Source organism: Myroides guanonis (assembly GCF_900114085.1).
GTDB classification, from domain to species: Bacteria; Bacteroidota; Bacteroidia; order Flavobacteriales; family Flavobacteriaceae; genus Flavobacterium; species Flavobacterium guanonis.
Genome location: NZ_FORU01000002.1, coordinates 95,849 through 113,135, shown reverse-complemented (window position 1 = coordinate 113,135; position 17,287 = coordinate 95,849). Strand labels below are relative to the sequence as shown.

13 protein-coding genes and 3 tRNA genes are annotated in these 17,287 nt (G+C 34.7%); all 16 read left to right on the top strand.

Translation table 11 applies throughout. The annotated features are described in order from the left end of the window. Positions 1 to 3 precede the first annotated feature (3 nt). Positions 4 to 1,458: a SusD/RagB family nutrient-binding outer membrane lipoprotein gene (locus BM024_RS02560; protein ID WP_090677894.1), complete on the top strand. Its 1,455-nt coding sequence runs from the start codon at positions 4 to 6 to the stop codon at positions 1,456 to 1,458. A 788-nt stretch (positions 1,459 to 2,246) separates the two neighbouring features. Next, on the top strand, positions 2,247 to 5,306 hold the full coding sequence (locus BM024_RS02555; RefSeq protein WP_090677893.1) for a SusC/RagA family TonB-linked outer membrane protein: 3,060 nt from the start codon (positions 2,247 to 2,249) through the stop codon (positions 5,304 to 5,306). A gap of 5 nt (positions 5,307 to 5,311) precedes the next feature. Beyond that, positions 5,312 to 6,715: a RagB/SusD family nutrient uptake outer membrane protein gene (locus BM024_RS02550; protein WP_090677892.1), complete on the top strand. Its 1,404-nt coding sequence runs from the start codon at positions 5,312 to 5,314 to the stop codon at positions 6,713 to 6,715. 165 nt (positions 6,716 to 6,880) lie between these two features. Continuing rightward, positions 6,881 to 8,836, top strand: coding sequence for a putative porin (locus BM024_RS02545; protein WP_394333266.1), 1,956 nt, complete (start codon positions 6,881 to 6,883; stop codon positions 8,834 to 8,836). 68 nt (positions 8,837 to 8,904) lie between these two features. Continuing rightward, a complete protein-coding gene (locus BM024_RS02540) occupies positions 8,905 to 10,263 on the top strand; it encodes a pyridoxal-phosphate dependent enzyme (RefSeq protein ID WP_090677891.1) in 1,359 nt (452 codons plus the stop codon). A gap of 151 nt (positions 10,264 to 10,414) precedes the next feature. Then, positions 10,415 to 11,683, top strand: coding sequence for a DUF2851 family protein (locus tag BM024_RS02535; RefSeq protein WP_090677890.1), 1,269 nt, complete (start codon positions 10,415 to 10,417; stop codon positions 11,681 to 11,683). 29 nt (positions 11,684 to 11,712) lie between these two features. Beyond that, positions 11,713 to 11,934, top strand: coding sequence for a PspC family transcriptional regulator (locus tag BM024_RS02530; RefSeq protein WP_090677889.1), 222 nt, complete (start codon positions 11,713 to 11,715; stop codon positions 11,932 to 11,934). Between the two features lie 24 nt (positions 11,935 to 11,958). Beyond that, a complete protein-coding gene (locus BM024_RS02525) occupies positions 11,959 to 12,849 on the top strand; it encodes a ComEA family DNA-binding protein (protein WP_090677888.1) in 891 nt (296 codons plus the stop codon). A gap of 19 nt (positions 12,850 to 12,868) precedes the next feature. Continuing rightward, the gene (locus BM024_RS02520; RefSeq protein ID WP_090677887.1) at positions 12,869 to 14,011 is read left to right on the top strand and encodes an acyl-CoA dehydrogenase family protein; all 1,143 of its coding nucleotides are present in this window, start codon (positions 12,869 to 12,871) and stop codon (positions 14,009 to 14,011) included. Positions 14,012 to 14,160: 149 nt separating this feature from the next. Beyond that, positions 14,161 to 14,355 carry a 30S ribosomal protein S21 gene (gene rpsU, locus BM024_RS02515; RefSeq protein ID WP_090677886.1) on the top strand — a complete coding sequence of 65 codons (195 nt, stop codon included), beginning with the start codon at positions 14,161 to 14,163 and terminating at the stop codon, positions 14,353 to 14,355. Positions 14,356 to 14,421: 66 nt separating this feature from the next. Beyond that, positions 14,422 to 15,315 (top strand): tyrosine-type recombinase/integrase, encoded by an 894-nt coding sequence (locus BM024_RS02510; protein WP_090677885.1) that lies wholly within the window; start codon positions 14,422 to 14,424, stop codon positions 15,313 to 15,315. 27 nt (positions 15,316 to 15,342) lie between these two features. Beyond that, on the top strand, positions 15,343 to 15,642 hold the full coding sequence (gene hpf, locus BM024_RS02505) for a ribosome hibernation-promoting factor, HPF/YfiA family (RefSeq protein ID WP_090677884.1): 300 nt from the start codon (positions 15,343 to 15,345) through the stop codon (positions 15,640 to 15,642). 100 nt (positions 15,643 to 15,742) lie between these two features. Further along, positions 15,743 to 15,816: transfer RNA gene (locus BM024_RS02500), tRNA-Thr, on the top strand. A gap of 31 nt (positions 15,817 to 15,847) precedes the next feature. Continuing rightward, positions 15,848 to 15,928: transfer RNA gene (locus tag BM024_RS02495), tRNA-Tyr, on the top strand. Positions 15,929 to 15,947: 19 nt separating this feature from the next. After that, positions 15,948 to 16,019 (top strand) — tRNA-Thr (locus tag BM024_RS02490). Between the two features lie 58 nt (positions 16,020 to 16,077). Then, the gene (gene tuf, locus BM024_RS02485) at positions 16,078 to 17,265 is read left to right on the top strand and encodes an elongation factor Tu (protein WP_090677883.1); all 1,188 of its coding nucleotides are present in this window, start codon (positions 16,078 to 16,080) and stop codon (positions 17,263 to 17,265) included. Positions 17,266 to 17,287 lie beyond the last annotated feature (22 nt).

Genomic DNA, 17,287 nt, shown 5'->3' with positions numbered 1-17,287 from the left:
AAAATGAAACAAATAAAATATATAGTAGCAGGATTCTTGGGAATGTTGGCGTTGCAGTCATGTTCTGAGGATACTATGGATGATATCAATAACAATCAAAATGATCCAGAATATGTTGAGAGTAGATTTATCTTGACTGATGTAATGAATGCAACAGCATTTAGTGTAACAGGTTCAGATTTATCTTTTTATACAGGGATTTATGCAGAGTTGCATGCAGGAGTAGATAATCAGATGTTTCGTGCGCAAACACGCCAAGGAGAGCCGCAGTTGTCGACTACTTACAATAATAGCTGGAATACATTATATAGACAATTAGCTCCTTTACAAGAAGTGATTGAAAAGTGTTCAGAAGGAGGATCGGAAGCAGGGAATTATGAGACTTTGGGGATAGCACAAGTTTTATATGCTTATAATCTTGCGGTATTAACTGATTTGTTTGGAGATGTGCCTTTGAAGGAGGCAATGCAACCAGGGGTGATTTTTCAACCTAAGATTGACTCACAAGAGTACATATATAGTGTTGTTTTTGAAAACTTAAATAGTGCTCTTGAAAATTTGAATAAGACATCAAAATATACTCCTGTTTCAAAGCAAGATGTGATTTTTGAGGGTAATTTGGATAATTGGGAGAAAGCGGCTAATGGATTATTAGCTCGTTATACGATGCGTTTGTCTTTAAGGAAGCCGGATTATCAGAAAGTGATTGATTACGTGGATGCTTCATTTAAAAATAGTCTTGAGTTTCCATTTAGAGAGGAATTTGTTTTAAGAAATGAAGGTATACCAAATCCATTTGCGCGTTTTTATAACGACAGAAAAGGATTGGGAACTATCGATACGTTCTATGAATTGATGTTGTCGAATGGAGATTCAGATGTAAGAACACAAAAGTTCTTTACCGTTAATAAGGATACTGTGGTTGTCGCTTTTGATTCAAAAGCAAGTAAACCGGTACAAAGTACTACTTTGTATTCAGTATCAGGAATGATGAGCGAAAAAAACCCTATCTATATGTTGGGATATCATGAACTGTTATTCTTAAAAGCGGAAGCGCAAGCTAGATTAGGACAAGATGCGGATGCTTTAGTTACTTTGAAAGATGCGGTTACGGCTGCTTTTACAAAGAATCAGGATGTTAAGTTTACGGTAGAAGAGGCTAATACTTATACAGCTACTTTTGATGGATTAGCAGGTCGTGATTTATTGAAGAAGATTATGAATGAAAAGCATATTTCTTTCTATGAGAACGAAGGAATTGAGGCTTATAATGATATTCGTAGGTTGCAAGCTATGGGAGATGGAGATTTAATTAAATTAAATAATCCAGGTAAATTCCCTAAGAGATTAACTTATGGAGCTTCAGATGTTGCTGCAAATAGTCATATTAAGGCTGCTTTCGGTGATGGAACTTATGTTTATACAGAAGATGTTTGGTGGGCTGGAGGAACTAGATAAGTTTCTATAGTTTCAATCAATTATATTTATTAAAAACCACCTTCGGGTGGTTTTTTTTGTTTTGGGATTTGAGAGTTTTTTAAATTAATTATTGAGAAACTATTTAGTGAATGGTCTTGTTAGGAGTTAGATGTTCTGCTGATATAGCTATAAAATAGGTATTTATAAGTTTTAGAGGTCGTCGATATTATTAGTTGAGTCCATGGAGAATTTATCTGTTTTCTAAGTCTAGTAGTGATTTTTCCTAGTGAATATAAGCCTTAAGAGGTTGTTCTTAAGGGACTAAGAACGATGTGATTTCGGCGGATATATGGACTCACCTCGTTTGTGTCTCGCTCAGAGTACGGTGGTTCTACGCTCAAGAGTAGAAGCATCCGTACTTCATCTATACTTGAGCCTTACTGTAGAGAAGAAGGATATTGTAATAAGAACTCTATTATTTACAAATGTAATAATCTTTTTCAATTCTTTAGTTGCGTATTTTGTATGGAATGATGAATAGAAGTTAGTGGCAAAGTGATCTAAATATAAGTTGATTATTGCAAATTAAACTTAATTGTAATAATTGTTGAATTTGTATAAAAATAGCTAGATATGCCCTTGTTTTTATTGTTTTATTTTTTAATTATTTATTTTGGTGGTAATCAATTAATTTATTTCCTATTAGTTTGTTTTTTTAATTTTATCAAAGAGGTTTTTATTTTGTTTTTTATGTTAAAATTTGAGTTTGTTAAAATTTTGCAAATATGATTTTGTATATTTGAGTAACTAACTAATTCAATTTTAATATGAGATCAAAGTTTAAATGGACGCTAGCGCTATTTATGGCGCTGATTGTGCAAGTATCTTTTGCACAAGAAAAAACTCTTTCGGGAGTTGTTACAGAGTCTGGAGTTCCACTTCCAGGCGCAACTGTGATTGTTAAAGGAACACAACATGGTACACAAACCGATTTGGATGGTCGTTATACGCTAAAAGTAAATCCAGGCGATGTATTAGTTTTTTCTTTTATAGGTTTAACTGATTTGTCCTATACAGTAGGCGTTCCAAATTCGTATAATGCTAGCATGAGCGCAGACGAAGAAATGTTGGATGAGGTTGTAGTTTTGGCCTATGGACAGGTTAAAAATAAGAATGAGGTAACAGGAAATGTTGTTACGGTTAAAAGTGATGTTATTGCTAATACTCCTTTGCCAACAATTGATCAAGCATTACAAGGTAGGGTTTCTGGTTTACAGATGTCTTCTTCTTCGGGAGTTCCTGGGGCTGTACAGAATATTAGAATTCGTGGAAGAAATTCCTTAACAGCTACTAATGAACCGTTGATTGTAATTGATGGTATTCCTGTAATTAACAGTAATTTCGCAGGTTCAACAGACGAATCGTCTCTTTCAGCATTAGCTGCATTGGATAGTAATGATATAGAGTCGATGACAGTATTAAAAGATGCTGGAGCTACTGCTGTTTATGGAGCAAGAGGAACAAATGGAGTAATCTTGATTACGACCAAGAAAGGTAAATCCGGTGCTACTAAATTTGAATTGAAAACAACTTTAGGTTTTCAGAATTATGCGGTTAAAGGTCCGAGAATGTTGACAGGTGCACAAAAGAAAGAATTATACTTAGAGGGAGTTTATAATACATTTGGAGTAGCAAATGGATTTGGTAGAGATGAAGCTTATGCTTTTACAGAAGCTAATGCTTCTGGACTAGCTGGTGGTACATCATTAGTTAACTGGGTAAAAGGTGGAGAAGTAGAGACTAATTGGGGAGATCTAGTAAAGAAAAAAGATGCACCAGTTTCGACAGTGAGCTTTTCTGCTTCTGGTGGAGATGAGTCTTCAAGCTTCTATGCTTCATTGGGGCATAATAAAACGGAAGGGACTGTAATCGGGTCTGATTTTAGAAGGATTAGTGGAGTGTTTAGTTTTAATAAAAAATTGTCTGATAAGTTTGATTTTAACACTAATATTAATGTGTCAAATGTAAAACAAAATGGATTGTTAGAAGGAGCCGCCTATTTCTCAAATCCTAATTTAACTAAATTGTTTATGAGTCCATGGATACCTGCTTATAATGCAGATGGGACTTATAATTTACCTCGATCAGGGCTTCATAACATATTGTATACAACGGAAAATAACATTACTACTAATGATTTGACAAGAGTTTTGAATAGCAATGTGGTTTCTTATAAAATTACTGATAATTTAAAATTCACATCTAGTATTGCGTTGGATTATGCATTGGCAGCTTATAAATCTTATAAGAATCCTGTTCATGGAGATGGAGATGGTATCGGTGGTTATGTTGTGAATTCTATAAATAGAAATTTTAACTATGTAGCTCAAAATTCGTTAGATTATAGATTTTACGTTGGTGAAGGTCATCGTTTTGATGTGAAATTGGTTTATGAGTTTCAGAAAAATAAGTCTCATTTGTTAGAAGGAGAGGGACAAGCAGTTGCTTCTGGTTTTACTTCGTTAGGTACAACGGCTGATAATCATTTTGCTTCAGCGAATTTTACTGATTGGATGCAACAAGGTTATGTGGGGTTGTTAAGCTATAACTATCAGAATAGATATTTAATTGATTTAACTGGAAGAAGAGAAGGTTCTTCTAGATTTAGCGAAGGTTCTCAGTGGGGAAATTTCTTTTCTGTTGGTGCTGCTTGGAATATTAGTGAAGAGGAATTTTTGAGTAATCAAGAGACCTTAAGTCTATTGCGTTTACGAGGTTCTTATGGAACGAATGGTAACTCTACCATTTCACCAAATCAGTATCAGCAATTGTTGAAGTTTGAGATTTATGATCATGAGGGAGGATTAGTTCCTTCTCAGTTGGGTGGGCCTCTTAGTTGGGAAAAACAAAAGAAAATGGATGTTGGTTTGGAGTTCGGCTTCTTAGATAATAGAATTTCTGGTAGTTTTGCATATTATAAGAGTATGACAGATGATTTAATTTATGCTAAACCGCTATCTTATACTTCTGGATATGCAACTCAGTACGTTAATTTGGGTGCTCTTGAGAATTCTGGTTTTGAAGTTGATTTAAATTTTGATATTGTTCGTTCTAAGGACTTCAATTTATCATTAGGAGGAAACATAGGAACAGTTAAAAATAAAATAACAGAAATGCCGTTAGGACCAGACGGAAAACCTTTAGAGGTTTTAGGTTCTTATTCTGCTAATGTAGAAGGAAAAGCCATTGGAGAATGGTATATGCCAACTTATGCTGGAGTAGATGTACAGACAGGTGAAGCGTTGTGGTTTAAAAAAGATGGAGGAACTACAAATGCATATGGTCAAGCTGAAAAAAGATTTCAAGGAGCCAGTGCTCTACCAACCTATTCAGGAGGTGTAAATCTACATGTGGATTATAAAGGGTTCTTTATTAATTCATTAGTTGCTTTTTCAGGAGGTAATAAAGTTTACGAAGATTGGGTTGCTCAAACAAATGGTTCTGGGGCTACTACAACAGCAACTTATAATGGTGTTGAGAAATTGATGGATAGATGGCAAAATCCAGGTGATGTTACAGATGTACCAAAAACGGTTAATCGTAATACAGCAAATAGTAGTCAAAGTACTTCTCCTTCAACGAGGTTTTTATACGATGGGGATTATATCAGATTAAGAGACGTTAGTTTTGGATATAATTTTAGAGGTGCAATTTTAAGAACTTTAAGTCTTGATGGTTTAACTTTATCCGTAATTGGAACTAATTTATTAACTAAAGTGAAAGACGATAGATTGAAGTATGATCCGGAAATTGATCCGACAGGATTCACGAGTTTAACAGCTCCTCCTATCAAGTCAGTAGTGTTTTCATTAAATATTAAGTTTTAAGAGTTATGAGAAAGATAATATATACAGTTTTGTCTTTAGCGATTTTGAGCACTTCATTTGTCTCATGTTCTAAAGATGCTTTAGATCCAACTCTAGATGTAGATAGGGATAATGAGAAAAATCCGATTAAGACAGCGTCTGATTTGAGATTGATTACCACCGGAGCTTATAATACGATGGCATACTATACTTACTATGGTAAAGAGTATATCATTTACAATGAGGTAAGATCTGATAATGCTTATTCCGTTGGTTATTCAAATCGTTTCTTGAATGTTACGGAGTTTGTATTGACACCTACTCAGGTTTATCCAACAAATACTTGGCGACAAATTTATAAACTGATTAACTCAGTGAATTTGGCAATTAACGCAAAGGATATTGAGGGAGATGAAGCCGAAATAAATCAGAATTTAGGAGAGGCATACGCATTGCGAGCTCTTGGTCATTTTGATTTATTGAAGTTGTATGGACAGCACTATGTGAATAATGGAGGGGTAGATGCATTGGGAGTGCCTTATATGACAGAATTTGCAACAGTAGACATAGCAAAGTCGCAGCGTAAGACAGTAAAGGAAAATCATGATGCTATTATGGCAGATATTGATAAGGCAGTTGAATTATTAAGAGCTGGTACGGGAGAACTTAGTTCAGCTAGAATCAACTTGCAAAGTGCTTTAGGAATGAAGTCGAGAATGGCTTTGTATTTTTCAGGATGGTTTCCACAAGATATTACTCTTGTAAGAAGCGCTGCTGAAGAAGCATTAGAAATGGATGGTAATGTTGTGCCAATTGCTAATTTTTATCAGTCTTTTTCATCTTTGGATCCACAACCTAATTCGATTTTTGAACTTATTCAATATGGTACGCAAAATCAATCTACGGAATCTTTATATTATATCTATTCCGGAGATGGATATGGAGATGTATTAGCTAATGAGGGAATTCTTGACCTTTACACAGATAATGATAGTTTAGATATTAGAGGTGGTAAAAATATGATAGGGTACGATGATTACGAAGATTTTAGAAATATTGGAAAATACAGGAAAATGGATGATAATATAAAAATGATGAGATATGAAGAAATCTTATTGAATTATGTCGAAGCTGTATTTAGAATTGACGGGGCTTTAGATGCAACAGCATTAGGCTATTTAAATGGATTAGCTGTGAATAGAGGTCTAGAACCTTACACCTCAGTAACTCTAGATGATATATTGTTAGAGAGAAGAAAGGAATTAATGTTTGAAGGATTTAGATTCGATGATTTAATGCGTCTGAAAATGGATGTTCCTGCAAGCCCAATGATTGACGCGGATGTTTTGTATGGTGATACAAGGTTAGCTTTCCCTATTCCTCAATCTGAAATTAATGTAACTAGAATTCCTCAAAATGCTGGGTATTAGTTTTGAAGTTTTAAATATTGAAAACCACCTTCGGGTGGTTTTTTTTATTTAATTAAAAAATAAAAGTAACTTTGCTTAAATTCCATTTTTATGCAGAAGTTTTTTGCGGTTGTTTTTCTTTGTATGTTCTTTTCTGTGGAGGCGCAGGTTGGGAAATTACAGCCTATGTCAGGTACTATTGGAAATAGAGGTACTATTGGAAATCAGAACGGTTTTGACCAAAATGGATTTGATCCTCAAAATAGAGATCAAGAACGAAGTACAAAATCTACAGGTAAAGATTCTATTGCTCCCATCAAGGATTATAAAATAATTACTTTGTTAAACGATACGATTGCAGTAGATACTGCTTTGAGTATTAAGAAATATTATCGTTTTAATTATCTGAGAAAAGATAATTTCGGTTTGTTGCCTTTTGCTAATGAGGGACAGACTTATAATGTGCTTAAGTATAATATTAAGAAACCTAGTGTGTTTCCTGAATTTGGTTTCTCTGCTAAACATACGGCTTATTTAGAAAAGGAGGATGTTGATTATTATTCTGCTCCTACTCCCTATACCGAACTTTACTATAGATCTGTTATGAAACAAGGGCAAAACTTAGATGCTTTTGTTACTCTTAATACAAGTAAGGAGTTGAATTTCTTTATTGGTTACAAGGGATTGAGGTCGTTGGGGAAATATATGAATCAATTGTCTTCTTCTGGAAATTTTAGAATGGGTGCTAGTTATTCTTCTCCTAATAAGAGATATCTGATGCGAACTCATTTTGCTGCTCAGGATATTTTAAATCAAGAGAATGGTGGGATTCGCGATCTAGATCTTTTTGAGAGTAGCGTAAGTCCTTATAATAAAAGAGAGCGATTGGATGTGTATTTTAAAGATGCTGAAACGCTGTTAAAGGGTAAACGATTCTTTTTGAATCATCAATATCAATTAAATAAAGCGACTAAGAATGGTTTGTTATTGACACATGAATTTGTGTATGAGGATAAGCGTTTTAATTTTTCGCAATTAAATATTAATGTTCAGAATGATACAATACTCCGTTTTGGAAGTGCTTATCAGGATAAAATAGATAATAAGACAAGGTATTATCAGCTATCGAACAAATTTGGTGCAGCTTTCCAGTCTGATTTGTTGGGTAGGTTTGAGTTTTTTACCGATTTGCTAAAGTATGATTATCGCTATAATAGCTTGACTGTTTCGAGTGGTGGAAATGGTGCTGAACAAAGTATAATTCCCAATCAAATTACTAAAGATATAGCGCTTCTAGGAGGTAAGTATTTGTATAGAAAAGATAAGTGGAGGGCTAATCTTTTATTGTCTACTTCTTTGGGTGATGATCAAACTAGTAATTTAGAAGGGTCGTTGCGATACGATTGGAATGAGGAGGTCTCTGTTAACTTTGGTTATCAGAAATTGAATAAAATGGCAGACCTGAATTATCAGTTATACCAGAGTGATTATGTATATTACAATTGGTATAATGATTTTAAAAACGAGAAATACAATTCCTTTGATGTTTCTATGGAAACTCCATGGGTGACTCTTAGTGGTAATTACAGCATTATAGATGATAAGTTGTATTTTTCGAATGACAGAAAGTTGCTGAATGAATTTGGATTGCCAATTCAGTTAGTGACTACACCGAAACAGTTTAGTGGAACTATAAACTATTTGTCGTTACAGCTACAAAAGGAATTTAAGGTGGGTAGGTTTGCTTTAGATAATACGGTGTTATATCAGAACGCAGAGCAATCAGAAAATGTCTTAAACGTTCCGCAGTTCTTAACTAGAAATACGCTGTATTACACGGATGCGTTTTTTGATAAGGCATTGCATTTTCAAACGGGGGTGACTTTTAGTTATTTTTCAAAGTACTATGCTAACGGTTATAATCCTTTAATAGGGGATTTTTATGTGCAGGATCAAATGAAAATTGGTGGATACCCAGTGTTTGATTTCTTTATTAATATGAAAGTGAGAACAGCTCAGATTTATATTACGATGGAGCATTTTAACTCAAGTATGACAGGTTATAATTTTTATTCAGCTCCTAGTTATCCATATCGTGATTTTACTTTCCGTTTTGGGTTGATTTGGAATTTTTTCAGTTAGTGATTTTAATATTCTTAGAATCATTAAATCTGTTTATATATACCCCATTGGGGTTTAAATTTTTTTAAATGAAATACGCACAAAACATTTTGGAAACTATTGGTAATACACCATTAGTGAAATTAAATAAGGTTACTGAAGGTGTAGATGCTTTGGTGTTGGCTAAAGTAGAGACTTTTAATCCAGGAAATTCTGTTAAGGATAGAATGGCAGTTAAGATGGTGGAAGATGCTGAGGCAGATGGTCGTTTAAAACCAGGAGGAACTATTATAGAAGGAACTTCGGGTAATACTGGGATGGGATTAGCTTTGGCGGCTATAGTGAAAGGATATAAGTTGATCTGCGTTATATCTGATAAGCAATCAAAGGAGAAGATGGATATTTTACGTGCTGTCGGAGCAGAGGTTGTTGTTTGTCCAACTGATGTAGAGCCAGAAGACCCTCGTTCTTATTATTCTGTGTCTAAGCGTTTGGCTTCTGAAACTCCAAATTCTTGGTATGTGAATCAATATGATAATCCTTCAAATGCTTTGTCTCATTATGAGCAGACAGGTCCTGAAATCTGGGAGCAGACAGATGGTAAAATAACGCATTTTGTGGTTGGTGTTGGAACTGGAGGTACTATATCTGGAGTTGCAAAGTTCTTAAAAGAAAAGAATCCAGCTATTAAAATATGGGGAATAGATACCTATGGTTCAGTATTTAAAAAGTATCACGAAACGGGTGTTTTTGATGATAATGAGATTTATTCATATGTAACTGAAGGAATTGGTGAAGATATATTGCCAAAGAATGTTGATTTTTCTTTAATTGATGGATTTACGAAGGTTACAGATAAAGATGCTGCAATTTATACGCGTAAGATTGCTTTAGAGGAAGGAATCTTTGTTGGTAATTCAGCAGGTTCTGCAATCAAAGGTTTATTGCAGTTGAAAAAACATTTTAAACCCGAAGATGTTGTTGTTGTGTTATTTCACGACAGTGGAAGTCGTTATGTCGGAAAAATGTTTAACGATGATTGGATGCGTGAACAAGGTTATTTAAAAGAGGAATTTGCAACAGCTTTAGATTTGGTTCGTTATAAAATAGATAAGCCGTTGGTGTTTGTTCGTACGGAAGAGCTAGTTTCTCATGCTCTTTATAGAATGAAAAAAAATCAGCTTACAGAGCTTCCTGTCTTGGATTCAAATGAAATAGTTGGATCTGTAAGTCAGGATGATTTATTAGAGCGCTATAGAATTTCGAGTAATATGGAAGATGTTGCTATCAAAGAAATTATGTCTATTCCTTTTAGGGTAATTGATGCTGATGCTAGTTTGGTTGAAGTTTCTGACATGTTAGAGAATGAGGGTGCTTTGTTGGTGCTTTGTGACGGTGACAAGAAATATCAAGTAATTACAAGAGCGGATTTACTTAATTCAATTTAGGTTTTTTTAGACTCGATTTATAATAATAATTGAAAGCGTATCTTTAATGATACGCTTTTTTTAATTATAATGCATTGTTTTATAGGGATGTAAATGGTTGTTGTACAAGTGATTTGTTTTTCTTACTTTTAAGATATTCAAATTGTTTGGGATGAAAGAAGTGTTATTACATCATGTTTGGAAATCACAAGTTTTCAATACTAAAGCCTTATTTACTGAAGAAGGAAAGGAGTTAGTTGTCGTTAGTTCTGGTCGTTATCTAGAACAAGCTGGCCCTGATTTTTTTAACGCTCGTCTTTTTATTGATGGACAAGAATGGGCTGGTAATGTAGAGATTCACAAGAAAGCTTCTGATTGGTATGCACATGGTCATGAAGTGGATAGTAGATATGATAATGTTATCTTGCATGTGGTTTGGGAATCTGATTTACCTGTTTTAAGAGGAGATGGGTCTATAATACCCGTATTTGTGTTGAAGGACTATATTGATGATGGAATGCTAATTCGTTATACTCAACTTTTTGAAGATAGAAAATGGATTTATTGTGAGCAACAGATTCCTGAAATATCTTCTTTGAAGTTATTGAATTGGAAAGAACGCCTTTATGTTGAACGTCTAGAAGAAAAATCGAAAGGGATCTTGGAGTTGCTTTATCATTGGAATAATGATTGGAAACAAGTTTTTTTTATTTGTTTAGCCCGTGGTTTTGGACTTAATGTAAATGGAGAGGTTTTTGAGAGAGTTGCAAAGGGAGTTCCGGTGAAATTGTTATACAAGCATGTGGATAATCTAGTTGTTTTAGAGTCAATTTTAATGGGGAGGGCTGGGTTATTGCAACGAGACGTTGAAGACGTTTATGGGACTTTACTTAAGAAGGAATGGTGCTATCTTAAAGAGCTTTATAGTTTAGAAGAATTGTCTGCTGACTATGTGCAATTTTATAAGTTGCGCCCAGATAATTTTCCTACGATACGTTTGTCTCAATTGGCTTCTTTGTTTTATCAAAAAAGCAATGTTTTGAAGCTTGTGCTTGAAGCTAAAACTCTTCATGATTTTTATGAGTTGTTTAATGTAAGTGCTGCGTCTTATTGGGATACTCATTATGTGTTTGATAAAGAGAATAAAAAGATGGTAAAGAGAGTTTCTAAAAGCTTTGTCGATCTTTTATTGCTAAATACAGTTGTTCCTTTTCTTTATGTTTATCACAAACAAAAAAGAAGTGATTTCTCAGATGAATTATTTGCTATTATTCGAGGATTAAAATCAGAGAAGAATATTATAATTTCTAATTTCAAGAAATTGGGATTTGAGATAGAAGATGCTCTAGATAGTCAAGCTATGTTAGAGTTGAAAAAAAGTTATTGTAATAAAGGACAGTGTTTGAATTGTTTGATAGGTAGGTCTATAGTTTATAGTTAATGGTTTTTAAAATATTTTAAATTCGAGTTATGATAAATAAAATGCGTTATTTTTTTGAAAAGTATGGTTTTAAAGTTTCTTCACGACTTGCAGATAGATTGGGAATGCGAGTGAGTAGTATTAGGTTGTTTTTTATATACTTATCCTTTTTTACATTAGGACTTGCTTTTGCTATTTATCTTACCTTGGCTTTTATCGTGAAATTAAAGGATTTGGTATATACGAAGAGATCGTCCGTGTTTGATTTGTAAAAGAGCTTTTAAAAATCAGCTTGTATGAAATCTTTTTTTAGATTAAGAAATGGGATTTATTTCAGTCGATCGCAGCGTATGGGATTGATTGTTTTGTTATTTCTTATCCTTTGTACTCAGACTCTTTTCTTTGTAAGTGGCTTTTTTGGCAAAATGCATGACTCTAGTAAGTTTGTTGAAAATAAAGAGTTAGGGCTAAAGTTAGATAGTATTCGTTTGATTGTGGAACGATTAGAGAAGACAAAGAAATTTGTTTTTAATCCTAATTTTATTACAGATGAAAGGGCTTATTTTTTAGAAATGAGTGTTGAAGAATACGATAGATTAAAGGTGTTTAGGGAGCAAGGTAGGTTTGTAAATAGTGCTAAAGATTTTCAAAGTGTTACGGGGGTTACAGATGCTTGGTTGTTAAAATATGAAGAAAAATTTCGATTTCCAGTTTGGACCACTCGTAAGAAGGTTGATAAAGAAGGGGAGAATAAAGATTGGAATGCACGTTCAAAAGAAGTTGAGATTGAGAAAGTTGATATAAATCAAGCTTCAAAAGAAAGGTTGATGGAGGTAAGAGGAATTGGAGAGGTGCTTTCTGAGCGGATTTTGAAGGAGCGAGAAAAGTTTGGAGCTTTTGTCTCTGTAGAGCAGTTTGGATTTATTTGGGGTATTAAACCTGAAGTAGCTTTGGAAATGGAGAAACATTTTGTGGTAGCTGACACTAAATTGAAGAAGATAATTTACATTAACCGTGCAGATAGGAATGAGTTGAAATTAATTCCTTATTTGAATTATGGTATTGCTTTAGATATTATAAAGCATAGAAGTATGAATGGGGATTTGAAATCTATTGAAGACTTGAAAGAAATAAAAAATATACCACTTGACAAAGTAGGTATAATTAACTTATATTTGGATTTTTAAGAATTTAAACAATCAACCAATGAATTTTGAATATAATGAAACGCAAGCGATGATCGCGCAAACTATTAAACAATTTGCAGAACAGCATATCCGTCCACACATTATGGAATGGGATGAAGCGCAAATTTTCCCTGTGGAATTGTTTAAGAAGTTAGGTGAGATGGGCTTTATGGGGGTTTTGGTTCCTGAGGAATTAGGTGGTTCTGGATTAGGGTACCATGAATATATTACGGTAGTAGAAGAGATATCAAAAGTAGATTCATCTATTGGATTGTCGGTTGCGGCTCATAATTCTTTGTGTACGAATCATATTCTTACTTTCGGTAATGATGAACAAAAGAAAAGATGGATTCCTAAATTAGCAACAGCTGAATGGATTGGAGCTTGGGGATTGACAGAGCACAATACAGGTTCTGATGCAGGAGGAATGAATACGACAGCTGTTAAGGATGGAGATGATTGGATTTTGAATGGAGCTAAGAATTTTATAACACATGCGATTTCTGGAGATGTAGCGGTTGTAATTGTGAGAACTGGAGAAAAAGGTGATTCACATGGAATGACAGCATTTGTAATTGAAAAAGGTACGTCTGGTTTCTCTAGTGGAAAAAAGGAGAATAAATTAGGTATGCGTGCATCTGAAACGGCAGAACTTATTTTTGATAATTGTAGAGTGTCTGATGCAAACCGTTTAGGTGAAGTTGGTGATGGTTTTGTTCAGGCTATGAAAATATTGGATGGAGGGCGTATATCAATTGGAGCTTTATCTTTAGGAATTGCTAAGGGAGCTTACGAAGCTGCTTTGAAATATTCGAAAGAAAGAGTTCAATTTGGTAAACCAATTAGTTCATTCCAAGCAATTGCTTTTAAATTAGCTGATATGGCTACTGAGATTGAAGCTTCTGAATTGATGCTTCATAAAGCGGCATTTTTAAAGAATAACCATAAGCCAATGACGAAAATTGGTGCAATGGCAAAAATGTATGCTTCAGAAGTATGTGTTAAGGTGTCTACCGAAGCTATCCAAATACATGGAGGTTATGGGTATACAAAAGATTTCCCTGTAGAGAAGTTTTATAGAGACTCTAAGTTGTGTACTATTGGTGAAGGAACTACTGAAATACAAAAATTGGTTATCTCAAGAAATATTTTAAAAGATTAATATCTTTTAAACTTAAATATAGGCACCTGATTTATCAGGTGCTTTTTTGTTATTTGTAATGTTATTTTTGAAAAAGCTTGTTTTTGTTGTTGCGCTAATAAAAAAAAGTACTACTTTTGCTCCACTAAATGAGAGGAGGTGTATAAAACATGTTGATAATTCCAATTAAGGACGGAGAAAATATTGATAGAGCACTAAAGCGCTACAAAAGAAAATTTGACAGAACTGGTACTTTACGTCAGTTAAGATCACGTCAAGCTTTTAACAAACCGTCAGTACTTAAGCGTGCTAAAATGCAAAAAGCTTCATATATTCAGGGACTAAGAGATGCAGTAGAAATCTAGATTATTGTTCTGAATTCAATTTAAACCGTTATAATAAAGTAGTAACTTTGTTGTAACGGTTTTTTTATGGAATTAATAGTTGAAAAATATCGAGATTATTTGATTAAAGAGCGAAATTACTCTAAGGATACTGTGTTGGCTTATGTGGGTGATGTTATCTCGTTTGATGAGTTTGTCAAGGAAGGTGGAGTAGGTTTGATTGGTGTTGAGTATGCTGAAATTCGCTCATGGATAGTTTTGCTTTCTGAAATCGGTTTGGGGAATAGATCTATCAATAGAAAGATTAGTTCGTTGAAATCGTTTTATAAGTTTCTACAAAAGATAGATCAGGTTGAGTTTAATCCATTGCAATTACATCGGTCTTTAAAAGAAGAGAAAAAGTTGCAATTGCCTTTTTCTCAAAAAGAGATGGATATGGTAAGGGAGTTGTTTGATGGGAAGTGTGATTTTGAGTCTTTGAGAGATTTGTTGATAATTGAGATGTTGTATTCTTTAGGGTTGAGGCGATCTGAATTGGTTTCTATTGGGCTTGGTGATTTGGATTTTTATTCGGCTACGGTGTTGGTGCAGGGGAAGGGGGGTAAAGAGCGTATGTTGCCTTTGTTGTCTGAATTAGTGATTTTGCTCAGAGAGTATGTTGAGGTTAGAGAGGGTGTGTTGGAAGGGAGAGTAGAGGATGGGCTATTGTTGTTGAAAAACGGAAATAAAATTGATGAATCATTTGTTTATCGGGTGATAAATAATTACTTTAGTAAAGTAACATCAAAGGAAAAAAAGAGTCCTCATGTGTTGAGGCATACCTTTGCAACTCATTTGTTGAATAATGGTGCGGATATTAATTCAATTAAAGAATTGATGGGGCATTCTAGCTTGTCGTCAACTGAGATTTATACGCATGCAAACTTAACAGAGTTGAAGAGGGTTTATGAGGTTGCTCATCCTAGGATGAAGAAAAAGTAGATTTTTTAACCCCAAAAAGATTTTATTATGAAGGTAAACATTCAGGCAGTAAATTTTAATGTAGATCGTAAATTGGTAGATTTTATAAATGAGCGATTGACAAAGTTGGAGAAGTTTTATGACAAGGTCGTTTCCTTTGAGGTGTTCTTGAAATTGGAGAACAGTAGCGATAGGGAAAATAAAACTGTTGATTTGAAGGTGTTGGTTCCTGGGGATGATGTGGTAGTTAAAAAAACGTGTAAAACATTTGAAGAAGCGGCAGATTTATGTGCTGATGCTGTAGAGCGAATGTTGGTGAAGCGAAAAGAGAAACAAAAAAGTTATTAGTGTGAAAATCAAAAAAAAGAGTAAATTATTTTTTTTAATCAATAAAATATATACATTTGCAGTCCGTTAGAAATAGCGGACTTTTTGTATTGAGTAAATTGCCGATATAGCTCAGTTGGCTAGAGCAGCTGATTTGTAATCAGCAGGTCGTGGGTTCGAGTCCCTCTATCGGCTCAATAAAATAAGGAAATCAAACAATGTTTGAGGGGAGATACTCAAGCGGCCAACGAGGACGGACTGTAAATCCGTTGGGTAACCTTCGCAGGTTCGAATCCTGCTCTCCCCACTAGAAATAAGAGACGCAAGCCGGTGTAGCTCAGGGGTAGAGTGCTTCCTTGGTAAGGAAGAGGTCACGGGTTCAATTCCCGTCATTGGCTCAGGTTTTTTTATTATATTTGAACACTAATTATATAACTAAGATTAAATTATTAAATCATGGCAAAGGAAACTTTTGATCGTTCAAAGCCGCACTTAAACATCGGTACAATTGGACACGTGGATCACGGAAAAACTACCACTACTGCTGCAATTTCTAAAGTATTATCAGATGCTGGTTATTCAGAAGCTAGATCTTTTGATCAAATTGATAACGCACCTGAGGAGAAAGAGCGTGGAATTACAATTAATACTTCTCACGTAGAGTATGCTACTGCGAACCGTCACTATGCGCACGTTGACTGTCCAGGTCACGCGGATTACGTGAAAAACATGGTTACTGGTGCTGCGCAGATGGATGGGGCTATCCTTGTGGTTGCTGCAACTGACGGACCAATGCCACAAACTCGTGAGCACATCCTTTTAGGACGCCAGGTTGGTATTCCTAGAATTGTTGTTTTCATGAACAAAGTTGACTTGGTTGATGATCCAGAGTTGTTAGAGCTTGTTGAGATGGAAATCAGAGATTTGTTGTCTTTCTATCAGTATGATGGTGATAACTGTCCTGTTATTCAAGGATCTGCTTTAGGAGCATTGAATGGAGAGCAACAATGGGTTGATAAATTGATGGAATTGATGGAGGCTGTTGATAGCTGGATCGAAGAGCCAGTACGTGATACAGAGAAACCTTTCTTGATGCCAGTTGAAGGTGTGTTTACAATTACAGGACGTGGAACTGTTGCTACAGGACGTATCGAAACTGGAATTGCTAATACAGGAGATGCTGTTGAAATCATCGGTATGGGTGCTGAAAAATTAACTTCTACTATTACAGGAGTTGAGATGTTCCGTAAAATATTAGACCGTGGAGAAGCTGGAGATAACGTAGGTTTATTGTTGAGAGGTATTGATAAAAACGATATCCGTCGTGGTATGGTTATTGTTAAACCAGGATCTGTTAAGCCACACGCTAAATTTAAAGCTGAGGTTTATATCTTGAAAAAAGAAGAAGGTGGTCGTCACACACCATTCCATAATAATTACCGTCCACAGTTCTACGTTCGTACAACTGACGTAACTGGAACTATTCAGTTACCGGAAGGTGTAGAGATGGTTATGCCTGGAGATAACTTAACTATTGAAGTTGAGTTGTTACAACCAATCGCAATGTCTGTAGGTTTACGTTTTGCTATCCGTGAAGGTGGTAGAACTGTAGGAGCTGGTCAGGTTACTGAGATAATAGGATAATCTATTTTAGGTAAATATAAAA